Origin of the sequence: Legionella israelensis (assembly GCF_004571175.1) — a bacterium.
GTDB classification, from domain to species: domain Bacteria; phylum Pseudomonadota; class Gammaproteobacteria; order Legionellales; family Legionellaceae; genus Legionella_D; species Legionella_D israelensis.
This window is the reverse complement of sequence record NZ_CP038273.1, coordinates 2,211,684-2,227,785: the sequence shown is the minus strand read 5'-3', so window position 1 is coordinate 2,227,785 and position 16,102 is coordinate 2,211,684. Positions and strand designations below refer to the sequence as shown.

Below are 16,102 nucleotides of genomic sequence, written 5' to 3'. Positions count from 1 at the left end.
TTTTATTATGATCAGAAAATATCAGCAGGCATAAGCAACAGTGCAATGACAAGAACCCGTACAAAAGGCAACTCTAAAACACTCAGAGAACAAATTCATCAGTTCATTATCCAATTAAAAAATACACTTGAGGGTGAAAAAGCACTTGAGTTGCTGGAGGATTATTTAAGTCATAAACTCGTACCAAGTCACAGCGATACCATTACCCAAAAAAGAGATCGTTTTACTTATTTTCTAAACCAGCTACCAAAAAGCGAAGTATTTTGTAAAAACTTTAATAGCATTAATGCAGAAGTACAGGCAACATTGAATCCTTCAGGAAAACCGGCAAAAGGAAGAAAACTGGCTGGAACGAAATTAAATGCTGACTTTGAAGCTTTACTCAGGGAATGGACGATTTTTTTACAAAAAGAGCACTCTAGTAAAGAACAGTTTTTTTACGCACTAAGAAAGCTGGAAAGCTTAAGCAAACCCAAAGCCCCTCGCAAATCCAACTCAGTCAGAATCCATAATAAAAGGCCGCCTTTCTTTTCATCTAAAAAAAGCTCTGACAGCTTACTAAGCACCACTGAAACAGAATCAACCCTTAAAGAAGATGAAGAAAAGAATCGGGATAACCCCATTCAAACGCCCCGTACATCTTTTACTATTCATGAAACAGAAGAAGAAACAAAAGATGTGTCTGACTCTCAAGTAGAAGTCTCTTTTGCAAATTTATCTAATGCCGCAATGAAAAGAACTCCGGCAACAGATTTATTAAGAGCTTTACAGCAACACATTAAAGCTCAAAACTGGGATATTACTGGTTTTGGGGGTACGGTGGTCGATTTTTATCATGACAAACAGGCTAAAAAAGCTCAAAAACCTTCTAAAACAAATGTCGTTCCAAGATTTGTCAAAAAACAGCTTGATGCTATTGAGTCCTTTATGAAGGCAGTCAATTACACTCCAAATTTCGATGAACCTGAATATACTGAAGAAATGGCTCTAAAAGCAGTCGTTCAAGCTTTCATCCATATTCCACAAGAAGCGAGAGAAAGCAAATCGCCGGTAGCACGAATAAGTCGTTTTTTTACTCGAAAAGAATCGACCAAGCGTTATTATGATTCTTTTTGTAATGAAAGCGTGAACACTCTTATTGAAAAATTACAATTAGAGGATAATGAAAAAGCCAGTCAATTATTAAAAAATGTTTTTAATGATCCACAAAAATACCAGTCAGATACTCCTATCCAACTTAATTCATGAAGTATCAAAAGCCTGACAGATTATATGGATATTTTATAAGATCTGAAATGCCGTATGATTTTCCCATGATTTTTCTTCACGCTCTACTTTATCTACATGAGCCAGTTGAGGACCGTCCTGCAGCCAACTATAAAAAGTTTCAAGTTGTTCTTCCTCACCACAGGCAATGACCTCCACCCTACCATCGTTTAAATTTTTTGCCCATCCCGTAAGACCCAGTTTTTCTGCTTCTTCCTTGGCTGAAGCTCGAAACCACACGCCTTGAACCTTACCGGAAACATAACAATGGATGCATAACTGTTTTGCCACAACATTTTCCTTTTATTATTTAATTTTGTTAAAACGCGACTTTAGCCATTTTTTAGGGGTCGAATCCCCGCCACTTGATAGCGGGGTCCATACGGAGCTTCGCATGACGCGGTAATTCGTGCCATTCTATTTTCTCAAGTTATCGATTTAAAGCGACTTTGATAAATATAACGATGCGCTTCTATGGCTTTAATCTCTTGCTTTCCTTTACTTGAAATTTGGCTAAAGTCCAGTAAAAGACGGCTGGATTAAATGGTTTAAACTTATCAAAAATAGTATATCCGCAATAAAAAGTACAATGAATATTTACTGTAAAAATGGCAATAGTGAATTAAATCAAATAATATTTGCAATTAGAAAAAATTTGCCCTCATTAAAACCAAAAAGGAATAATATGTATAAAATCAGTTTTTATGTTCCCAAATCTTACGCTGAAACGGTAAAAGAGGCCATGTTCAAAGCCGGTGCCGGTAAAATCGGTCATTACTCCCGCTGTGCCTGGCAGGTTTCGGGTGAAGGTCAGTTCATGCCTCTTGAAGGGAGTCAGGCTTTTATCGGCGAAAAGAACAAACTGGAAAAAGTCGCTGAATATAAAGTTGAAATGATTTGTGCAGAAGAATATATTCTTGATGTCGTTTCTGCTTTAAAAAAAGCACATCCATACGAAACACCGGCCTATTATATTACCCGCTGTGAAGTTTTTTAACACAACAAGACATTATCAGTTAATAAGACAGGTCATCCTATGGTACAGCCCTTAATCCACATCTCTCGAAAGCAAGCCTTGATCTTTGCCGCGTTTCTTGTACTGTATGAATTCCTCACCTATATTGCAAACGACATGATCATGCCTGGCATGATTAAAGTGGTGAACTCTTTTAATGCGCCTGAATCCGTCGTTGCCAATTCATTAACGGCCTATGTTCTCGGTGGAGCAAGTCTACAGCTATTTTTAGGTCCCATCTCGGATCGATACGGTCGTCGACCGGTGATGTTGACTGGTGTTGTGATTTTCTTTTTATGTACGGTTTTTATTGCCTCCTCCAACTCCATGGAACAATTCATTATCGCCCGATTTTTTCAAGGCATGGGACTATGTTTTATTGGGGTAATTGGATATGCCACCCTGCAGGAAATTTTTGCTGAAGTGGATGCCGTTAAACTCATTGCTATCATGGCAAATGTCTCCATTTTAGCGCCCTTACTAGGGCCATTGTTAGGTTCGATTTTTATTCATTTTTTCACATGGCGTCTTATCTTTGTCTGCATTGCATCTTTCACGTTGTTGGCCTTATGGGGATTGTGGCATTTTATGCCTGAACCTGTTGGGCAAACTAAACGAGACGGAGAAATCATACCCCGTGTGTCACTCTTACCAAGGACTATCGCTCATAATTATAAACAATTATTTGTCAACCGTAGTTTTTTTCTCGGCTCTGTTGCGATGGGGGTATTAACCGTACCTTGTATTTGCTGGATTGCTCTTGCACCGGTGATGTTAATGGCAGAAGCCAAATTAACGGTTATTCAGTATGCTTTATGGCAACTGCCTGTCTTTGGCGCTTCCATTTTAGGCAACTGGACTCTGCACTATCTAAGTAGCCACTATACGCTTCGTTATATTTTAGCTATAGGCTCAATCATTTCGCTTGTCAGTTTGCTGATGGTTTGCCTTTTATCTTTCCTCATACCTCATTCCTTCCTTGGCTTAATGCCTGGGTTAATTTTTTATTTTTTTGGGTTGGGTATCAGCAACGGCCCTTTGGGACGATTGATTCTTTTTTCAACACCGGTTGCGAAAGGAACGGCTTCTGCTCTAATGACCATGATTTTAATGTGTCTACTTGCCTTGGGCATCGAAATAGCCAATCTGTTATATTTCCAACATGATAATCAAATACTGGCTAACTATTTTGCTTTGACAGGCATCTTATATATTATTGTCATCAGCCTTGCTTTTTATTTGAACCCGAAGCCTCATAATGGAAGAACGGAATAAGCGGCTTGCCGAGGAGTTTATAAGGCTGCGTTTTCTGATGTAATACGATACAAAACATGTTTGGCCAATCGGTGCTTACGGGGTAATTTCGGATGAAAGAAGTCCCCATTCATATCCTGAACCATGCCGATTTTTTCCATGACTCTTTGTGAACGTATGTTTTTTGGTACAGTAAACGCCACAATTTCCTGTAAATGGCATTGATGAAATCCAAATTCAATCACTTTTCTCGCGCCTTCTGTAGCATAGCCTTTACCCCAAAAGGAGGAGCTCAGACGCCAACCTATTTCTACAGCGGGAGAAAAATGTACAGGGTAATCAAAATAATTTAATCCAATAAACCCGATTAAGTCAGATGTCTCTTTAAGTTCTGCAGCCCAAAGTGCAAAACCTCGTTCAACAAATTGCTGGTTTTGCCGAGCCATAAAATTCTTAACCTCGGTTCTCGTCAATGCGCCTGGCAAAAACTCCAGAACATCAGGATCCTGATTGATTTGATAGTAAGCGTCAATATCGCCCTCTTTCCATAAGCGTAAAAGTAATCTGGATGTACTTATAGTAAACATGCTTAATCTCCATAGGAAAATAACTTAACGCTAGTTTATTTTTTTTGAAATATTAAAGAACACTCCGTACAAACCGATATACTTATAAAAGAATGAGTAAAGGTATTGCATGAAATCAAAATTATTAAATTTGTTATCCTCTATTCATGCCAGTTTCTGGTATTATCCTTTGCTCATGTCTATTATTGTTACCTTGCTTTCCATCATTACCCTGCATCTTGATGCTTGGATTCAACCCAAGTGGTTTGAGATCCTTTGGTTCCATAATCCTGAAGGCGCAAGAGCACTTTTAACCATCATAGCTTCTTCAATGGTGACTGTCATCAGCGTCACTTTTTCCATGACCATTATTGCCGTATCTTTCGCTGGTAGTCACATAGGTCCTCGTCTCATCACCAATTTTATGCGCGATCGCACAAATCAAATCACTCTTGGTGTATTTGTCGCCACCTTTTTATTTTGTATCCTCATTTTACGATCTGTAGTGGGTACTAACACTGATGACTTAACTTTTATCCCCCAGATATCCCTTTTTATGGCTTTTATTCTCACACTTTGCAGCATAGTTGTGTTGATTTATTTTTTTCATCACATACCGGAAAGCATTAACATGTCCAATGTCATTGCCAGAGTTGGTAATGAATTATACCGACAAATTGATACACTGTTTCCATTTAATATCGGAAAAGAAAGAGATCAAACTGCCACAGGGATTCCGGAGACTTTTCAAAAATATCAGAAAACAATTACTGCCGATCAATATGGTTACATCCGTGTTCTGGACGGCGATACGCTTATTAGTCTGGCTAAAAATTACAATGTCATTATTCAGTTAAAAGAGCCTGTGGGAAAATTTATCACACCCCATACGGATTTACTTCACATCTATTCTTCCGAAAGCATTCCTGATTCCCTCGACAAAGAATGTTTAAATACTTTTGCTTATGGTTATCAAAGAAACCAGGAGCAAGATACGATCTTTTTAATCCATCAGTTAATAGAAATTATCGGCCGCGCCTTATCACCGGGCATCAATGATCCATACTCAGCAATGACGGCAATGAATTGGCTACAACTCAGCCTGGAAAAAATATCCTGTCAAAAACAAGCCTCTCCCTACCGCTATGATGACGATGATCATTTAAAATTGATTGTACCTGTTTTGAGTTTCAGTGACTTCTGCGAGATCATCTTTTGTGGTATACAAGCCTATGTGTGCAGAGAGAGGAACTCCTGCTTTCATATGATGCGAATGATGGTCAACCTGCATGATAATCTCAATAACAATGAACATAAAATTACCTTGGCGTCACATGCAAATGAACTCAAAAAGGCAGCCCTTGAATGCCTTCCTGTCGAAGCTGATCGCAGAGCCATTGAACATTTATACTTAACCTATTTTAAACTCTAATTTCTGCTTTTAAATTATCCGCAGCTAAAGGTCGAGGACCCAACATTTTCTTAAACATTGTTACATAAGCCTGATAATTATTATTTAAAGGATGAAAGCAGTCTTCAATCTCCGCCTTATCATCAACCATACACTTTGCAGCTATTCGCGCTTCATTCATTGCTATGGTAGATGAGAATCCCAATGGGTAATGGGCTGACATTGCGCAGTCTCCTATTAATAAAATATAACTGCCACTAGAAAGTTGACGAATGGGATTATCCACGTAGTGGATATCTGAAATAAAGGCCACTGCATTCAACTTATGATGCGTATCTTCTTCTTTGGTATCTATTTCAAAACAGTCTCTGGGTATACGCATTAAACGTGAAGCAAAGATAGTCGACCACTCGAGAATTTTTTTTCTTCTTTCCTGTTCATCTTGAATATCATATAACGACTCAGGGATTTCTGAGGCAACAAACAAACGAGGACGCCATCTTTTATCATCCAAACTTTCTTTGTATAAGTTGGTATCAAGAATGTAAACCGGATCATCATACCCAGATGAATGCCAGCCTAAAGCCTCGGCTGCTTCATAAATAGAACCCTCCTCCTCTTCGTACAACTTCCTTTGCTCTTTTAGAAATTTTCGATAATCTCCATCAGTTGCTGATTTTACCGTAAGTCGCACAGCCATGTGATAGGATTTCTTTCCCAATGCCTGATATTTAAATTTATCTTCAGCGTTCATTTCCTTATTAATGAGATTGACCACTTCACGCCGCTCCCCCTCACACACGATAAGATAATCGAAAGAAAGAGCCTGCATATGGTTGGTTTTTGTTTCAGTGACCGATATCGAACTTCCGGACACGTTTATTTTTTCAACCACTGTCTCAGGATGCCAATCTATCTTGGCATTACGCACTTCTGCTCGCTCAAGATATTCTTTCAAAGCTTTTTGCAGTGTTTTTATTGAGAAATTTTTAGGTGATTTAAAAAAAGGGGTATTTACTTCCGGTTGTCGCAAGACTCTGCGCAAAAATTTTTGTTGTTCATTTAATTCTTTTTTCATCTCTTTATTAAAACGTAATAGGTGTCCTGAATCATCTACCGTCAACTGATGCTCAGGATCAAAAGCTTTTTGACAAAAATCATCCCACCGTAAACTTTCACCTATGCTTTTAAGATATGAAGTATATGGAGCCTGTCTGTAAGGTATGATAATTAATTTTTGCCGACGCTTGAAATCAAAATCCCGCTTTTCAATGATATGAATTTCAAACTGTTTTGAAGGGTGCTTTTTAGCTTCTTCTAAAAGAGACATTGCCATTGCCAGTCCACCAGGACCTGCACCAACAATACATACTTTGATAACCTTTGAAGATATCTCTTCTTTCCGCTCCATAAAAACCATCCAAACAACTTTTCTATAATTATAGGTTATAATATGAGCATTAAGATTATTTTAATATCTTCAATCAACTTTACTTTATTTCATGATTTAGAAGTGACCATCCCCATTTTCACTAATTAAAAGTTTGGAAGAATCGGCCTGGAGGTTTAATAAAACCAATGTCATACAGCCAATGAAAAATAAAAATATAAAACCGAACACCAAAGGCTTAATGCTGCCATCAAAGTGGTGACTGATGACTGCAATAAAACCGGCTGTAAACAGTAAACGAAAACTGGTCACAAGACTTGCCGTCACTCCTTTTATATCCGGTAGCGCTTCCATGCTCTCAGTAAAATATGGACCGATTAACCAGCCCGCCCCAAATGAATAAATGATCATGCCCAAATGGAAGAGGTGATATTGTTGCGGTAACAAATAAGCGGTCAATATAAAAGCGGCTCCACCGAATGAAAGCAGGGAAAGCCCATATGTTTTAACCTTACTTACGGTGAATCGATTTATCATTTTATTTGCACTTAAGCTTGCGCAAACAAAACTGATGAGGACGCTGGCCTGATAAACCGGAAACAAGGCTCGACTTACTCCGAAATCATTGACAAACAATAAAGACGTATAGGAAATATAACTAAGATAACCGGCAAAAATACAACTGACAATGATGGTAGGAGCCCAAAATCTAAAACACAGCATTGCCCGGGCAAAGTCTTTCAAAATCCGTCTTGTCTGAAATACAGCGCGTTTGGTTTTAGGCAGTGTTTCCTCCAATTGCCAGGAGCAAACCAATAAGGTTAACAGCGAAAAAAAAGCAATAAAGATGAAGTTACTGCGAAACCCATAGTGAATGTTCAAATAAGCGCCAAGCATGGGCGCCATTGCCATAATCACAGGAATCACCGAATTAAGATCATTAATAACTTTCGTTGCTTCTTCCTGCTGAAATTTATCGTAAACAATGGCCGTACCTACCGTAAAACAACCTCCGCATCCTAAACCCTGAATCACTCGCCAAAATAACATCCATTCAATGTGCTCACTGAAAACAGTGCCCAGGCTGCCTAATGAAAACAATCCCATAGCGCAAAGTAATAATTTCTTGCGGCCGAAAGAGTCTGACAACGGACCATAAAAAGGACCTGATAAACAAATGCCGATAAAATTCCAACTTAGAAAACTTTGGATCATGGCTTCAGTGGTATGAAAATAATGCATCATGTCAGGGAATGCCGGCAGATAAACATCAGTTTCAAAACAGGCAACAATAAACATCATGGTAATCAGAAAAATGTATTTGATGTTTTCTTTGCCTTTCAGTTGCTTCTTCATGATAGTACTACTTTTGTTCACCAACTTTTACGATTGTTTATTTTATTATCAGAAGCTGGATTTTTAAAAGGGGATGACATATTACTAAAAAGAACCATTTTTGTGAAATCAAATTAGGGATGTGCAAGGAAAAACCATGCTTTGATTGCTCTATTTGTGTCATTTCCCACCATAGGAAAACCATCTTGCCCAGGAAGTGATGAACGACCATAAAGAAATAGATGATGTTTTGAGATAAATCTTTGTTACAATATCTTTAACAATTAGGTCATTTTTCATCACTTAGGGCGAAATTTTTTCTATAACATTAGGAGGCAAATTATGCTAAGAAAGTTCTTTTCTCATAATGGTAAATCCAGCGAAAAATTTTTAAAACAACTTGAAACGGTTAGAGAGCAATTGCAAAGGATTGATGAAGAAATAAAAGAAAACAGACAGGAAAGCAATTCCGGTGATTCTGCTGACAGGGCGGCAAGCTATATGATGTTTCATTCTCTAAGTCAAAGGAAAAGGATGCGGGAAAACTCAGAGGCGCAACTGATAAAAGCATTGCAATCCTTTGAGAGAGAGAGTCAAGAGAATGAGGCTCATCAAAACGTGATTTAATGTATACTACTTAAAATTAAATTTTAATACCAAAGACCCAGCGGTCTATCTCTCAGAATCAAGCCGCTGGAAGTCGAAATTAACTGTTCAAAAAAATCAGTGCCTTATTCCTACCTCCCTAACCAGCCTCTTCCATGGTCCAATACGATTTTTTTTATCTCTCGTTAGAAGCATTTAATGTTCTCATAATATTCGTGGCGCATAATTAATACACATAAAAATATATATTGAATAGAGTATGAGTATTGCAAAAGAATGTATCGACGCCTTGCGTGAAGGAAATTTGAATCTCTTAAGAATCCGTGTAATGGAATTAGTACGTAAATACGAAGAAATATATAATGAAGCAATATATAATAATGTAAAGCCCATGGGTGGTGATGAGCTTATACCAATCATAGCCCACGAGCTTGCCCACACAGATATAGAAAAAGATGATTTAACCAGAATACATATTCTTGAAAGAAAAATAAACTATGGAGAGATTGACCCTGGATTTTCTGATAAAGAAAAATATGCGCTAAGTTTATTAATAAGCACCGGTGCTGTTGCCGTCGGAGTAAAAACAATTGAAAATTATTCCGATTATCTTGTGGAAGAAGTCAATGAAGATAATATTTTAAAATTTAGCGAGGAAAGTTTTAGTTTCTCGCAATTGACAGGAGAAAATAGCTGTATAGAAAAAACAAGTGAGCTTTTGAATGAGTATTTTGTCAATTTGTCTACTGAAGAAGCCGTCACTGGGTTATTTAATGAAATGCAGAGCACTCATCCGGAGGATCCTTTTATTTCTGCCATTATTCGGGAAGAAGTTGACGTTCAAATAAAAGTCACTCATTTAAATGCACTTTGTGATAGCTATCTAAGTTATCTTGAAAAAATAATTAAAGATCATATCAAAGAAAAAAACCAAGAACTTTTTAACAACATGTTCTCCAGTCCAGAAGAAAAAGGTAGTAACATTGAAATGAAAGAAGGAGCCTCTATCAGCCTTTCTGAGGCTGTTACCAAATTAAATGAGAAAGATAATACAGACTTAAACACTTTAATAAATGACGATTTCTGCTTTAAATTAGCCTGCAATAAGTATGATACCGTTAAAGAGATGAAAGATATACTTAATGATGATAAAAAACCTTCCGCTAAGAAACTAAGTGATTTTAAACACACTTTTAATGCAAACCGCGACTTGCTTAATAAGCGAAGAGACAATGCAGGCACCACCTTTTTAAAAGGGGTTGCCACGGTTTTAAGTTTAGGATTTGTGCTACTTTTGTACAAAAATTTCTGGAAACCCGAAAGTCAAAAAACTGCGGAACAAATTGATCATGTCTTACGTCCTAAATTATAGCTTTTCGAACCATTATTCCAATAATTGTAAAACTTTCTCAGGTGGACGGCCGATAACAGCCTTACCTTCATAAGTGATAATGGGTCTTTATTAATATAGGTTCTTTCACCATGGCTTGCAAAACCTGCATTTCATTATCCAGAGACAATCCCAATTCTTTAAACCGATTTTCATTTGTGCGCACGACATCCTTAAGGTCAAACTGAGCTCGTAAGTTTTTCAATTGTTTAAGGCTCAACGGTGTTTTAAGGTATTCAACAATTTCAAGCTCAAGGCCTTTATTTTACAATATTTCCAGTGCTTTTCTTGATTTTGAGCAGCGAGGATTGTGGTAAATGGTGATTTCTTGCATTTTTAAATTTGATGGTGAATAGATTCAGCAAATATATCATTTATTTTCCCCGTGTTGAAATATCCTGCCATATCAAAATAAACCAATAAATATTGCTATCATGCATGAATCAGTATAAAAAATAAAAAGTACAGCTTTGTTCAGACGAGGAAACATCCGGATGATTCAGAAAAATAAAAAAAGAAGCTGGCTTAGCGCCTTTTTTATTATGGCAGTATTGAGTGAAACGAATTCTTATGCCTTCACCCAAGATCCCGACATTAAAATCGGAAATAGAGTATATACATTATCTCAATTAAAAAAGCAGTTTAAACCCGTTAAAGTCACCGTTTTTCATAACCCTGCTTATGCTAATGAAAAAAAAGAATATTGTGCCTTTCCCTTAAACCCGATATTATCCAAGCTGCTTGATGTTGATTTTAATCAAAAAAACAGCGAGCAGGTTTTATTGGTTGATACCCTCGATGATTACCTCTCCCAGATACCAATACCGCATTTCACTACTAAAGGGCGTGCCTATCTGGCCTATCGAGAAGTTCCGGGTACGATTTCCGAAAAATATCGTACGAAAGATGGTTTCTGGTCGTATGTAACCAAGGACGGTAAAAAAGTAAATCCAGGTCCTTATTATATCATTTGGGATAATAGCAGTACCTATCCAACTGGCTGGCCTTATCAGGTGGTCTCAATGAGTATCGTCAATAAAAATCCCTAAAGCTCTGGCCTTTCACCTTCACCTTCGCCCTCTTCTTCCTTTTCTCTTTTGTCCCCCTTTACTTTTAATGTCTTTTCATTGTTTAAGGATGGATAGGGAACAACGTTTTGTGAATATTTTCCAGTCTCATCTTTTAATTGATGATGATTATCTGCATAAGCATTTTCAGCTCCCTTGGCTAAACTTTTTCTAAGGTTGCCATTTGGAGACAAAAGTTCTGCAATATGATATTCAGAACTATGTCCGAATTGCATCTTTTCCTCGTCGGTTGAGGAAGTTTCAATTTTTTTAGCCTCTTGCGCCGATTCTTCCGCTTTCAATTGGGCGTTTTTCATTTGATATCGTTTCACCTGTCTGGCAATGAATGACCCTGCAAGTGTAGTAATGGACATAAGGCTTGCAACCACCATTAGTATTCCACCCACAGGTGCCGCAGGAGTTAACATTAAGGCAGCCCCCACAATGGCAAGAACACCTGAACTGGCATATATGCCTTTTTTAGCAAGCTCCCAGCGACTGGTTCGTTTTTCTCGTAATTCTAACAGTTTCGCGCTTTTTTTTGCCAGGACAACATTTTTATTTTCCAGCGTATTGCTCAGAGTTTCCAATTCATTTAAAGACGTTTCAAGCCGGGAACGCAGCTCTTTGATCTTTTCATGATTTATTTTCGCAGGATTAGAAAATTCTTTGGTCAATTGCTCATTAAGTTGAGTAATATTATTACGCTTTTCATCTATCTCATTAACTATATGATTAATCTCCTCTCGAAGATGGTTTACCTCTTTTTCCAAGGCCTTGCGCTCTCTCCATTCATGGAAAAAACTAACCGCAGTACGGCCTAAACCGATGGTGGTTGCCGCGAAAATGAAAATTCCAGCGGCTAGCGGACCACCTACTGCAGCGAGCGCTAAAGCTCCGAGCACAATAACGGTAAGCGATAAACCCATTTGCGCCATCTCTGTCGGTTTGGGTCTTCGTTTTTCTAGTGCGCATAGGAGAGGGATAGTGATAATGCCAAGCGTTCCAGCTACCAATGTACCTATACCGCCGGTATGAGAAAGTGACTTAGACAGATGTTCGGAGAAATGAAGCAGCGTGTGTGATTTTTCCGAAATTTCACCTAGAAGTTTAGTAACTTCACTTCCTCCTTCAGCAAATTCTGTAGCTTGTTCAAAATTCTCAGTATTTTCCACCCTTTCAGAGGCTTTCTGCTCTGTATGACTAAGATGAGATTGGAGTCTTTGAGCTTCTTTTTTTTCAAAATAAGCATTGATGAAATATTGGTTTTTTTTAGCTTTTTCAGCCTTGTCCAGTTTAAATCGTGCATTACGATTAAGACTGGATGCCTCCACTAAAATTTGAGGCTCAGAGGTATCACTGCCATACAAAACATCATCAATGTCTTTAACAGTCGAATCCTTAGGAATCTGCTCTGACAAAGAAAGCGCTAAAATATGGCGAATATAAAATCCAACCCCTCTTGCAGAGCGTTGCTTTATTAATTTTGCAGTCTCAGATTTGGGACCATATTTTTTGCTGAGAGTAAAATCGACCCAACCTTCGTCTATGGCATCCTCAACAAACGCAACAAATCCTTTTTTAAAAATGCCCTCTTCTTTAGGAGTTTGCCATTCAACTTTCACAGAATTATCAAGCCGTTTGTATGCGTTTTGCAAAGCTTCTGTGATATATGATATGAGTAATGCCGAGTCAGTAATCTCATTCTCGTTCATTCCAAAGGTCTGCAGTCGTTTCATGATAAGCTGAGCAAGATTGTTTCTTTCATTACGACTATCAATAGTGACTCGAGCATTGGCCAACTTCTCCTTAAGCTGATCCTGTAATTTTTCTAAGGGGGATGTCATGATTACACTCACCGATTCTCTCTATATTTAACAGTTTAGCTCATGAGGATTAATGTAATCTTAACCAAAAAACCTAAAGAGGGTTAAAAAATGATTCAATTCCAATCAGAGTGAAAATTTTCAACTTTTTTTCTCATAGGTTAGAGGCGATTCTTCTTTCGTCATTGCCTTAACAATTTCTTCAAAAATACGATTGTAGTATTGTAAGCTGGATCGAACTACATTTGAATTCACGGTAATCAGTTCTTCACAGACATCAAAAGCCTTTTGAATATCCAACCAGAGTTTCACCTCAGAAGATGCACTTTCTTCATCAACTGTTTCAGCCTGCAACACCTTTTGATAAAAAAAAGACCATTCAGGCGCATTTTGCAAGAGGCTTATTTGTTTTTCTATGGCATTTCGTACCGTTAATTTTTTAATATTATTTTCTTCAATGGCCTGTGATTTTCTTTCCGGCAAAAGCGTTTTATCGATTTCCAAATATTGATTCAGCTCTAAAACCAAATCATATAGCCGTTTTAATTGGGTGTTAAAATCAGGTTGCATCACTCTCTTCCTTCATCATGTGCTCAATAAGCAAGTGCTGGGACAACTGCGATAAATTCACCTGAAAATTTCCGGATTGAATATCTTGGGAGATTTTTTCAATTTTTTTCTGATGATCGGTACTCTGCTGACTATCCTTAACCTGCTGCAACATTCTCATCAACCCATTGTTATCGATGATAATGCTGTCATTTGTTTTTTGACGGCCATTTGCCTGTGTTTTCTGTGCATTAGACAGATTAGATAAATAAGATGCTATACGATTTGTATGGTTATGTCCGTAAACTGCTGTAAATTCAGGTTGACTTTTTAGGAGTGGAGTCATCGCTAAAATTCGGTACTATTGAGTTGTGAAAAACAATAACTATCGAAGGAGATTAGCGATGACGGATTACAATATTACAGTTGGAAAGGAATTGCTTCCAGAACTTTTATCAAGCCAGGATGGGCTCGCAAAGCTTGTTGAAGGTGTATTGAATCAGGTATTGGAGGCACAGGTGTCAGAAAGTCTGGGAGCAGACAAGCATGAACGTTCAGGTGAACGTATAGGCTATCGTAACGGTTACCGTCCAAGACAACTATACACTCGTGTGGGACCAGTCACTCTTCAAGTGCCGCAGACACGTGATGGCTCTTTTTCTACCGATATTTTTAAGCGCTATCAACGCAGTGAGCAGGCTTTTGTATTGGCTCTGATGGAAATGGTTGTTAATGGCGTATCAACCAGAAAAGTTAATAACATTACTGAAGAACTTTGCGGTGCTAGTTTTTCAAAGTCAACCGTCAGTCAACTGTGTTCTGGTCTTGATGCAAGAGTCAGAGCCTTCAACGAGCGTCGGTTTGATGGTGACAACTACCCATTTATCATGGTTGATGCGATGTTTATCAAGTGTCGTGATGGTGACAGAGTCGTGTCTCGAGCAGCCTTGACCATCTCGGGTATCAGAAGTGATGGCTACCGTGAAATACTGGGCCTTCGCATTGGTGACACTGAGAGCTATGCTACATGGGATGAAGCGTTTAAATGGCTAAAATCTCGTGGGCTAAAAGGCGTGATGTATGTTGTGTCAGACCAGCATGCAGGGCTTGTGGAAGCGGCTAGAAAGCACTTTCAAGGTGCAACCTGGCAACGATGCCAAGTTCACTTGATGCGCAACATCCTCGGGCACTGCTCTGTCAGACACCGCAAAGATGTTGCTGAAAAGGCAAAGCTTGTTTTTCAGGCACCTGATATGGAAGAAGCCAGGCGTAGACGCGATGATTTTATTGATGCCTTTGAGAAAAAAGCACCAAAATCAGTTACCTGCCTTGAGGAGGCTTTTGACGATGCCATGGTAGTTATGGCGTTGCCGGAGAAATACAGGAAGCGACTTCGCACCACCAACATGCAAGAGCGAATTAACGAGGAAATCAGGCGCCGAGAACGAGTGATAAGGATATTTCCTAATGATGATTCTGCATGGCGGCTGATTGGCGCTTTATTAGCTGAACAAAACGAGCAGTGGCAATCAAGGCGTTATCTTAATATGGACGAATTTAATGACTGGCTGGCTGAGAATGAAGCCGGAAAGTCTAATGTTGTAGGGATGAATGCTTTGACTAAATAACGTACTAACTTGATAGGCTGAATTAATGGGAATTTACAGCACTTTTTGGACTTGACCGAAAACGGAATAAAAGAAAAGATTCATATGATTCCGATTATATCTATGAAAAGCCACAGGACTGGAGATATTGTATAGAGGGTAAAGATATAGATGATAAAGATGTACGAATTATTCTAACCTTTACCGATGATCATATGCCGATAATTACGGTAATTGATATTAGCTAGGAGGAAAAAACCATGCAAACGAAAATCGAGCCCGTTTTCCTCTATGATGGGTTGGGATTTCCTATTGAACTTCAACATGTTGAAATGGTCAATATTGGCGGTGAATGGCACCCCAAAATTGATGTTCGATATGTAGCTGATCAAGTCATAAAACAGTTGGCTGTCCAAGAAACCCCTTTAACCGGTAATCAGGTAAAATTTATTCGCTCTTATTTTTCCATGCCATTAAGAGCCTTTGGTGAAAAAGTAGTCCATGAATCCCATACTGCTGTTAGCAAATGGGAAAAGAAAGGTGATGAGCCAACTAATATGAATGAAAATACCGAACAAGTATTGCGGTTATATATCATAGAGCAGACTGAAACCAAATCCGAAGCACGAGGGGAGAATTTTCGTGGAAGATATATGCGCAGCAGAGGTTTTTACGGCGCCAAAGGTAAAAAACCTAAAACGCTGCGACTAGATCTTTGTGCCTAAAGGAAATATGTTGTGGGTTCATTTACGTTCATTGAATAACTGAACCCAGCATTATATTGACAACACTCGTATGTTTCTTACAATAATCCTTGGGT

At 38.4% G+C, this 16,102-nt stretch carries 16 protein-coding genes and 1 pseudogene; 9 read left to right on the top strand and 8 right to left on the bottom strand.

Going from position 1 to position 16,102, the window contains the following annotated elements:
* Positions 1-45: 45 nt before the first annotated feature.
* Positions 46-1,248: a hypothetical protein gene (locus tag E4T55_RS10100; RefSeq protein WP_058502899.1), complete on the top strand. Its 1,203-nt coding sequence runs from the start codon at positions 46-48 to the stop codon at positions 1,246-1,248.
* A 33-nt stretch (positions 1,249-1,281) separates the two neighbouring features.
* On the opposite strand, the gene E4T55_RS10095 is transcribed toward E4T55_RS10100, so the two are convergent.
* Complete coding sequence (locus E4T55_RS10095; RefSeq protein WP_058502900.1) at positions 1,282-1,557, bottom strand: acylphosphatase; 276 nt, start codon at positions 1,555-1,557, stop codon at positions 1,282-1,284.
* A gap of 394 nt (positions 1,558-1,951) precedes the next feature.
* Between E4T55_RS10095 and E4T55_RS10090 the strand changes: the two genes are divergently transcribed.
* Both E4T55_RS10090 and E4T55_RS10085 read left to right on the top strand, forming a co-directional pair.
* Complete coding sequence (locus E4T55_RS10090; RefSeq protein WP_058502901.1) at positions 1,952-2,263, top strand: YqfO family protein; 312 nt, start codon at positions 1,952-1,954, stop codon at positions 2,261-2,263.
* Positions 2,264-2,302: 39 nt separating this feature from the next.
* A complete protein-coding gene (locus E4T55_RS10085; protein WP_058502902.1) occupies positions 2,303-3,556 on the top strand; it encodes an MdfA family multidrug efflux MFS transporter in 1,254 nt (417 codons plus the stop codon).
* A gap of 17 nt (positions 3,557-3,573) precedes the next feature.
* On the opposite strand, the gene E4T55_RS10080 is transcribed toward E4T55_RS10085, so the two are convergent.
* Positions 3,574-4,122 (bottom strand): GNAT family N-acetyltransferase, encoded by a 549-nt coding sequence (locus E4T55_RS10080; RefSeq protein ID WP_082636582.1) that lies wholly within the window; start codon positions 4,120-4,122, stop codon positions 3,574-3,576.
* 109 nt (positions 4,123-4,231) lie between these two features.
* Between E4T55_RS10080 and E4T55_RS10075 the strand changes: the two genes are divergently transcribed.
* Positions 4,232-5,533 (top strand): DUF2254 domain-containing protein, encoded by a 1,302-nt coding sequence (locus E4T55_RS10075; RefSeq protein ID WP_058502903.1) that lies wholly within the window; start codon positions 4,232-4,234, stop codon positions 5,531-5,533.
* Here the strand turns inward: E4T55_RS10075 and E4T55_RS10070 are convergent.
* Positions 5,523-6,923 (bottom strand): FAD-dependent monooxygenase family protein, encoded by a 1,401-nt coding sequence (locus E4T55_RS10070; protein WP_058502904.1) that lies wholly within the window; start codon positions 6,921-6,923, stop codon positions 5,523-5,525. The two genes, E4T55_RS10075 and E4T55_RS10070, sit on opposite strands and share 11 nt — an antisense overlap.
* 96 nt (positions 6,924-7,019) lie before the next feature.
* Positions 7,020-8,258, bottom strand: coding sequence for a multidrug effflux MFS transporter (locus tag E4T55_RS10065; RefSeq protein ID WP_058502905.1), 1,239 nt, complete (start codon positions 8,256-8,258; stop codon positions 7,020-7,022).
* A gap of 321 nt (positions 8,259-8,579) precedes the next feature.
* Here E4T55_RS10065 and E4T55_RS10060 point away from each other — a divergent pair, with 321 nt between their 5' ends.
* Positions 8,580-8,864, top strand: a complete 285-nt coding sequence (locus E4T55_RS10060; protein ID WP_058502906.1) for a hypothetical protein — start codon at positions 8,580-8,582, stop codon at positions 8,862-8,864.
* Between the two features lie 238 nt (positions 8,865-9,102).
* Positions 9,103-10,215 (top strand): hypothetical protein, encoded by a 1,113-nt coding sequence (locus tag E4T55_RS10055; RefSeq protein ID WP_058502907.1) that lies wholly within the window; start codon positions 9,103-9,105, stop codon positions 10,213-10,215.
* 12 nt (positions 10,216-10,227) lie between these two features.
* On the opposite strand, the pseudogene arsC reads toward E4T55_RS10055, so the two are convergent.
* Positions 10,228-10,567: pseudogene (arsC, locus tag E4T55_RS15550) on the bottom strand (arsenate reductase (glutaredoxin)).
* Positions 10,568-10,727: 160 nt separating this feature from the next.
* Between arsC and E4T55_RS10045 the strand changes: the two are divergent.
* Complete coding sequence (locus tag E4T55_RS10045; protein ID WP_058502908.1) at positions 10,728-11,282, top strand: hypothetical protein; 555 nt, start codon at positions 10,728-10,730, stop codon at positions 11,280-11,282.
* On the opposite strand, the gene E4T55_RS10040 is transcribed toward E4T55_RS10045, so the two are convergent.
* From E4T55_RS10040 to E4T55_RS10030, 3 genes are all read right to left on the bottom strand, one after another.
* The gene (locus E4T55_RS10040; RefSeq protein ID WP_058502909.1) at positions 11,279-13,147 is read right to left on the bottom strand and encodes an AAA family ATPase; all 1,869 of its coding nucleotides are present in this window, start codon (positions 13,145-13,147) and stop codon (positions 11,279-11,281) included. The two genes, E4T55_RS10045 and E4T55_RS10040, sit on opposite strands and share 4 nt — an antisense overlap.
* Before the next feature lie 120 nt (positions 13,148-13,267).
* Positions 13,268-13,696: a hypothetical protein gene (locus E4T55_RS10035; protein WP_058502910.1), complete on the bottom strand. Its 429-nt coding sequence runs from the start codon at positions 13,694-13,696 to the stop codon at positions 13,268-13,270.
* Positions 13,686-14,021 (bottom strand): flagellar biosynthesis anti-sigma factor FlgM, encoded by a 336-nt coding sequence (locus tag E4T55_RS10030; RefSeq protein ID WP_058502911.1) that lies wholly within the window; start codon positions 14,019-14,021, stop codon positions 13,686-13,688. Before E4T55_RS10030 ends, E4T55_RS10035 begins: the two co-directional genes overlap by 11 nt.
* 58 nt (positions 14,022-14,079) lie before the next feature.
* On the opposite strand from E4T55_RS10030, the gene E4T55_RS10025 reads away from it, so the two are divergent.
* Positions 14,080-15,303 carry an IS256 family transposase gene (locus tag E4T55_RS10025; RefSeq protein WP_115325208.1) on the top strand — a complete coding sequence of 408 codons (1,224 nt, stop codon included), beginning with the start codon at positions 14,080-14,082 and terminating at the stop codon, positions 15,301-15,303.
* Positions 15,304-15,542: 239 nt separating this feature from the next.
* The gene (locus tag E4T55_RS10020; protein ID WP_058501547.1) at positions 15,543-16,007 is read left to right on the top strand and encodes a hypothetical protein; all 465 of its coding nucleotides are present in this window, start codon (positions 15,543-15,545) and stop codon (positions 16,005-16,007) included.
* Positions 16,008-16,102: the final 95 nt, after the last annotated feature.

Excerpts from the sequence above, each read along its gene's own strand:
- E4T55_RS10035 (WP_058502910.1), bottom strand. The coding sequence starts at position 13,696 with ATGCAACCTGATTTTAACACCCAATTAAAACGGCTATATGATTTGGTT.
- E4T55_RS10080 (WP_082636582.1), bottom strand. The coding sequence starts at position 4,122 with ATGTTTACTATAAGTACATCCAGATTACTTTTACGCTTATGGAAAGAG.
- E4T55_RS10090 (WP_058502901.1), top strand. The coding sequence starts at position 1,952 with ATGTATAAAATCAGTTTTTATGTTCCCAAATCTTACGCTGAAACGGTA.
- E4T55_RS10085 (WP_058502902.1), top strand. The coding sequence starts at position 2,303 with ATGGTACAGCCCTTAATCCACATCTCTCGAAAGCAAGCCTTGATCTTT.
- E4T55_RS10060 (WP_058502906.1), top strand. The coding sequence starts at position 8,580 with ATGCTAAGAAAGTTCTTTTCTCATAATGGTAAATCCAGCGAAAAATTT.
- E4T55_RS10020 (WP_058501547.1), top strand. The coding sequence starts at position 15,543 with ATGCAAACGAAAATCGAGCCCGTTTTCCTCTATGATGGGTTGGGATTT.
- E4T55_RS10065 (WP_058502905.1), bottom strand. The coding sequence starts at position 8,258 with ATGAAGAAGCAACTGAAAGGCAAAGAAAACATCAAATACATTTTTCTG.
- E4T55_RS10030 (WP_058502911.1), bottom strand. The coding sequence starts at position 14,021 with ATGACTCCACTCCTAAAAAGTCAACCTGAATTTACAGCAGTTTACGGA.
- E4T55_RS10055 (WP_058502907.1), top strand. The coding sequence starts at position 9,103 with ATGAGTATTGCAAAAGAATGTATCGACGCCTTGCGTGAAGGAAATTTG.
- E4T55_RS10100 (WP_058502899.1), top strand. The coding sequence starts at position 46 with ATGACAAGAACCCGTACAAAAGGCAACTCTAAAACACTCAGAGAACAA.
- E4T55_RS10025 (WP_115325208.1), top strand. The coding sequence starts at position 14,080 with ATGACGGATTACAATATTACAGTTGGAAAGGAATTGCTTCCAGAACTT.
- E4T55_RS10045 (WP_058502908.1), top strand. The coding sequence starts at position 10,728 with ATGATTCAGAAAAATAAAAAAAGAAGCTGGCTTAGCGCCTTTTTTATT.
- E4T55_RS10070 (WP_058502904.1), bottom strand. The coding sequence starts at position 6,923 with ATGGAGCGGAAAGAAGAGATATCTTCAAAGGTTATCAAAGTATGTATT.
- E4T55_RS10040 (WP_058502909.1), bottom strand. The coding sequence starts at position 13,147 with ATGACATCCCCCTTAGAAAAATTACAGGATCAGCTTAAGGAGAAGTTG.
- E4T55_RS10075 (WP_058502903.1), top strand. The coding sequence starts at position 4,232 with ATGAAATCAAAATTATTAAATTTGTTATCCTCTATTCATGCCAGTTTC.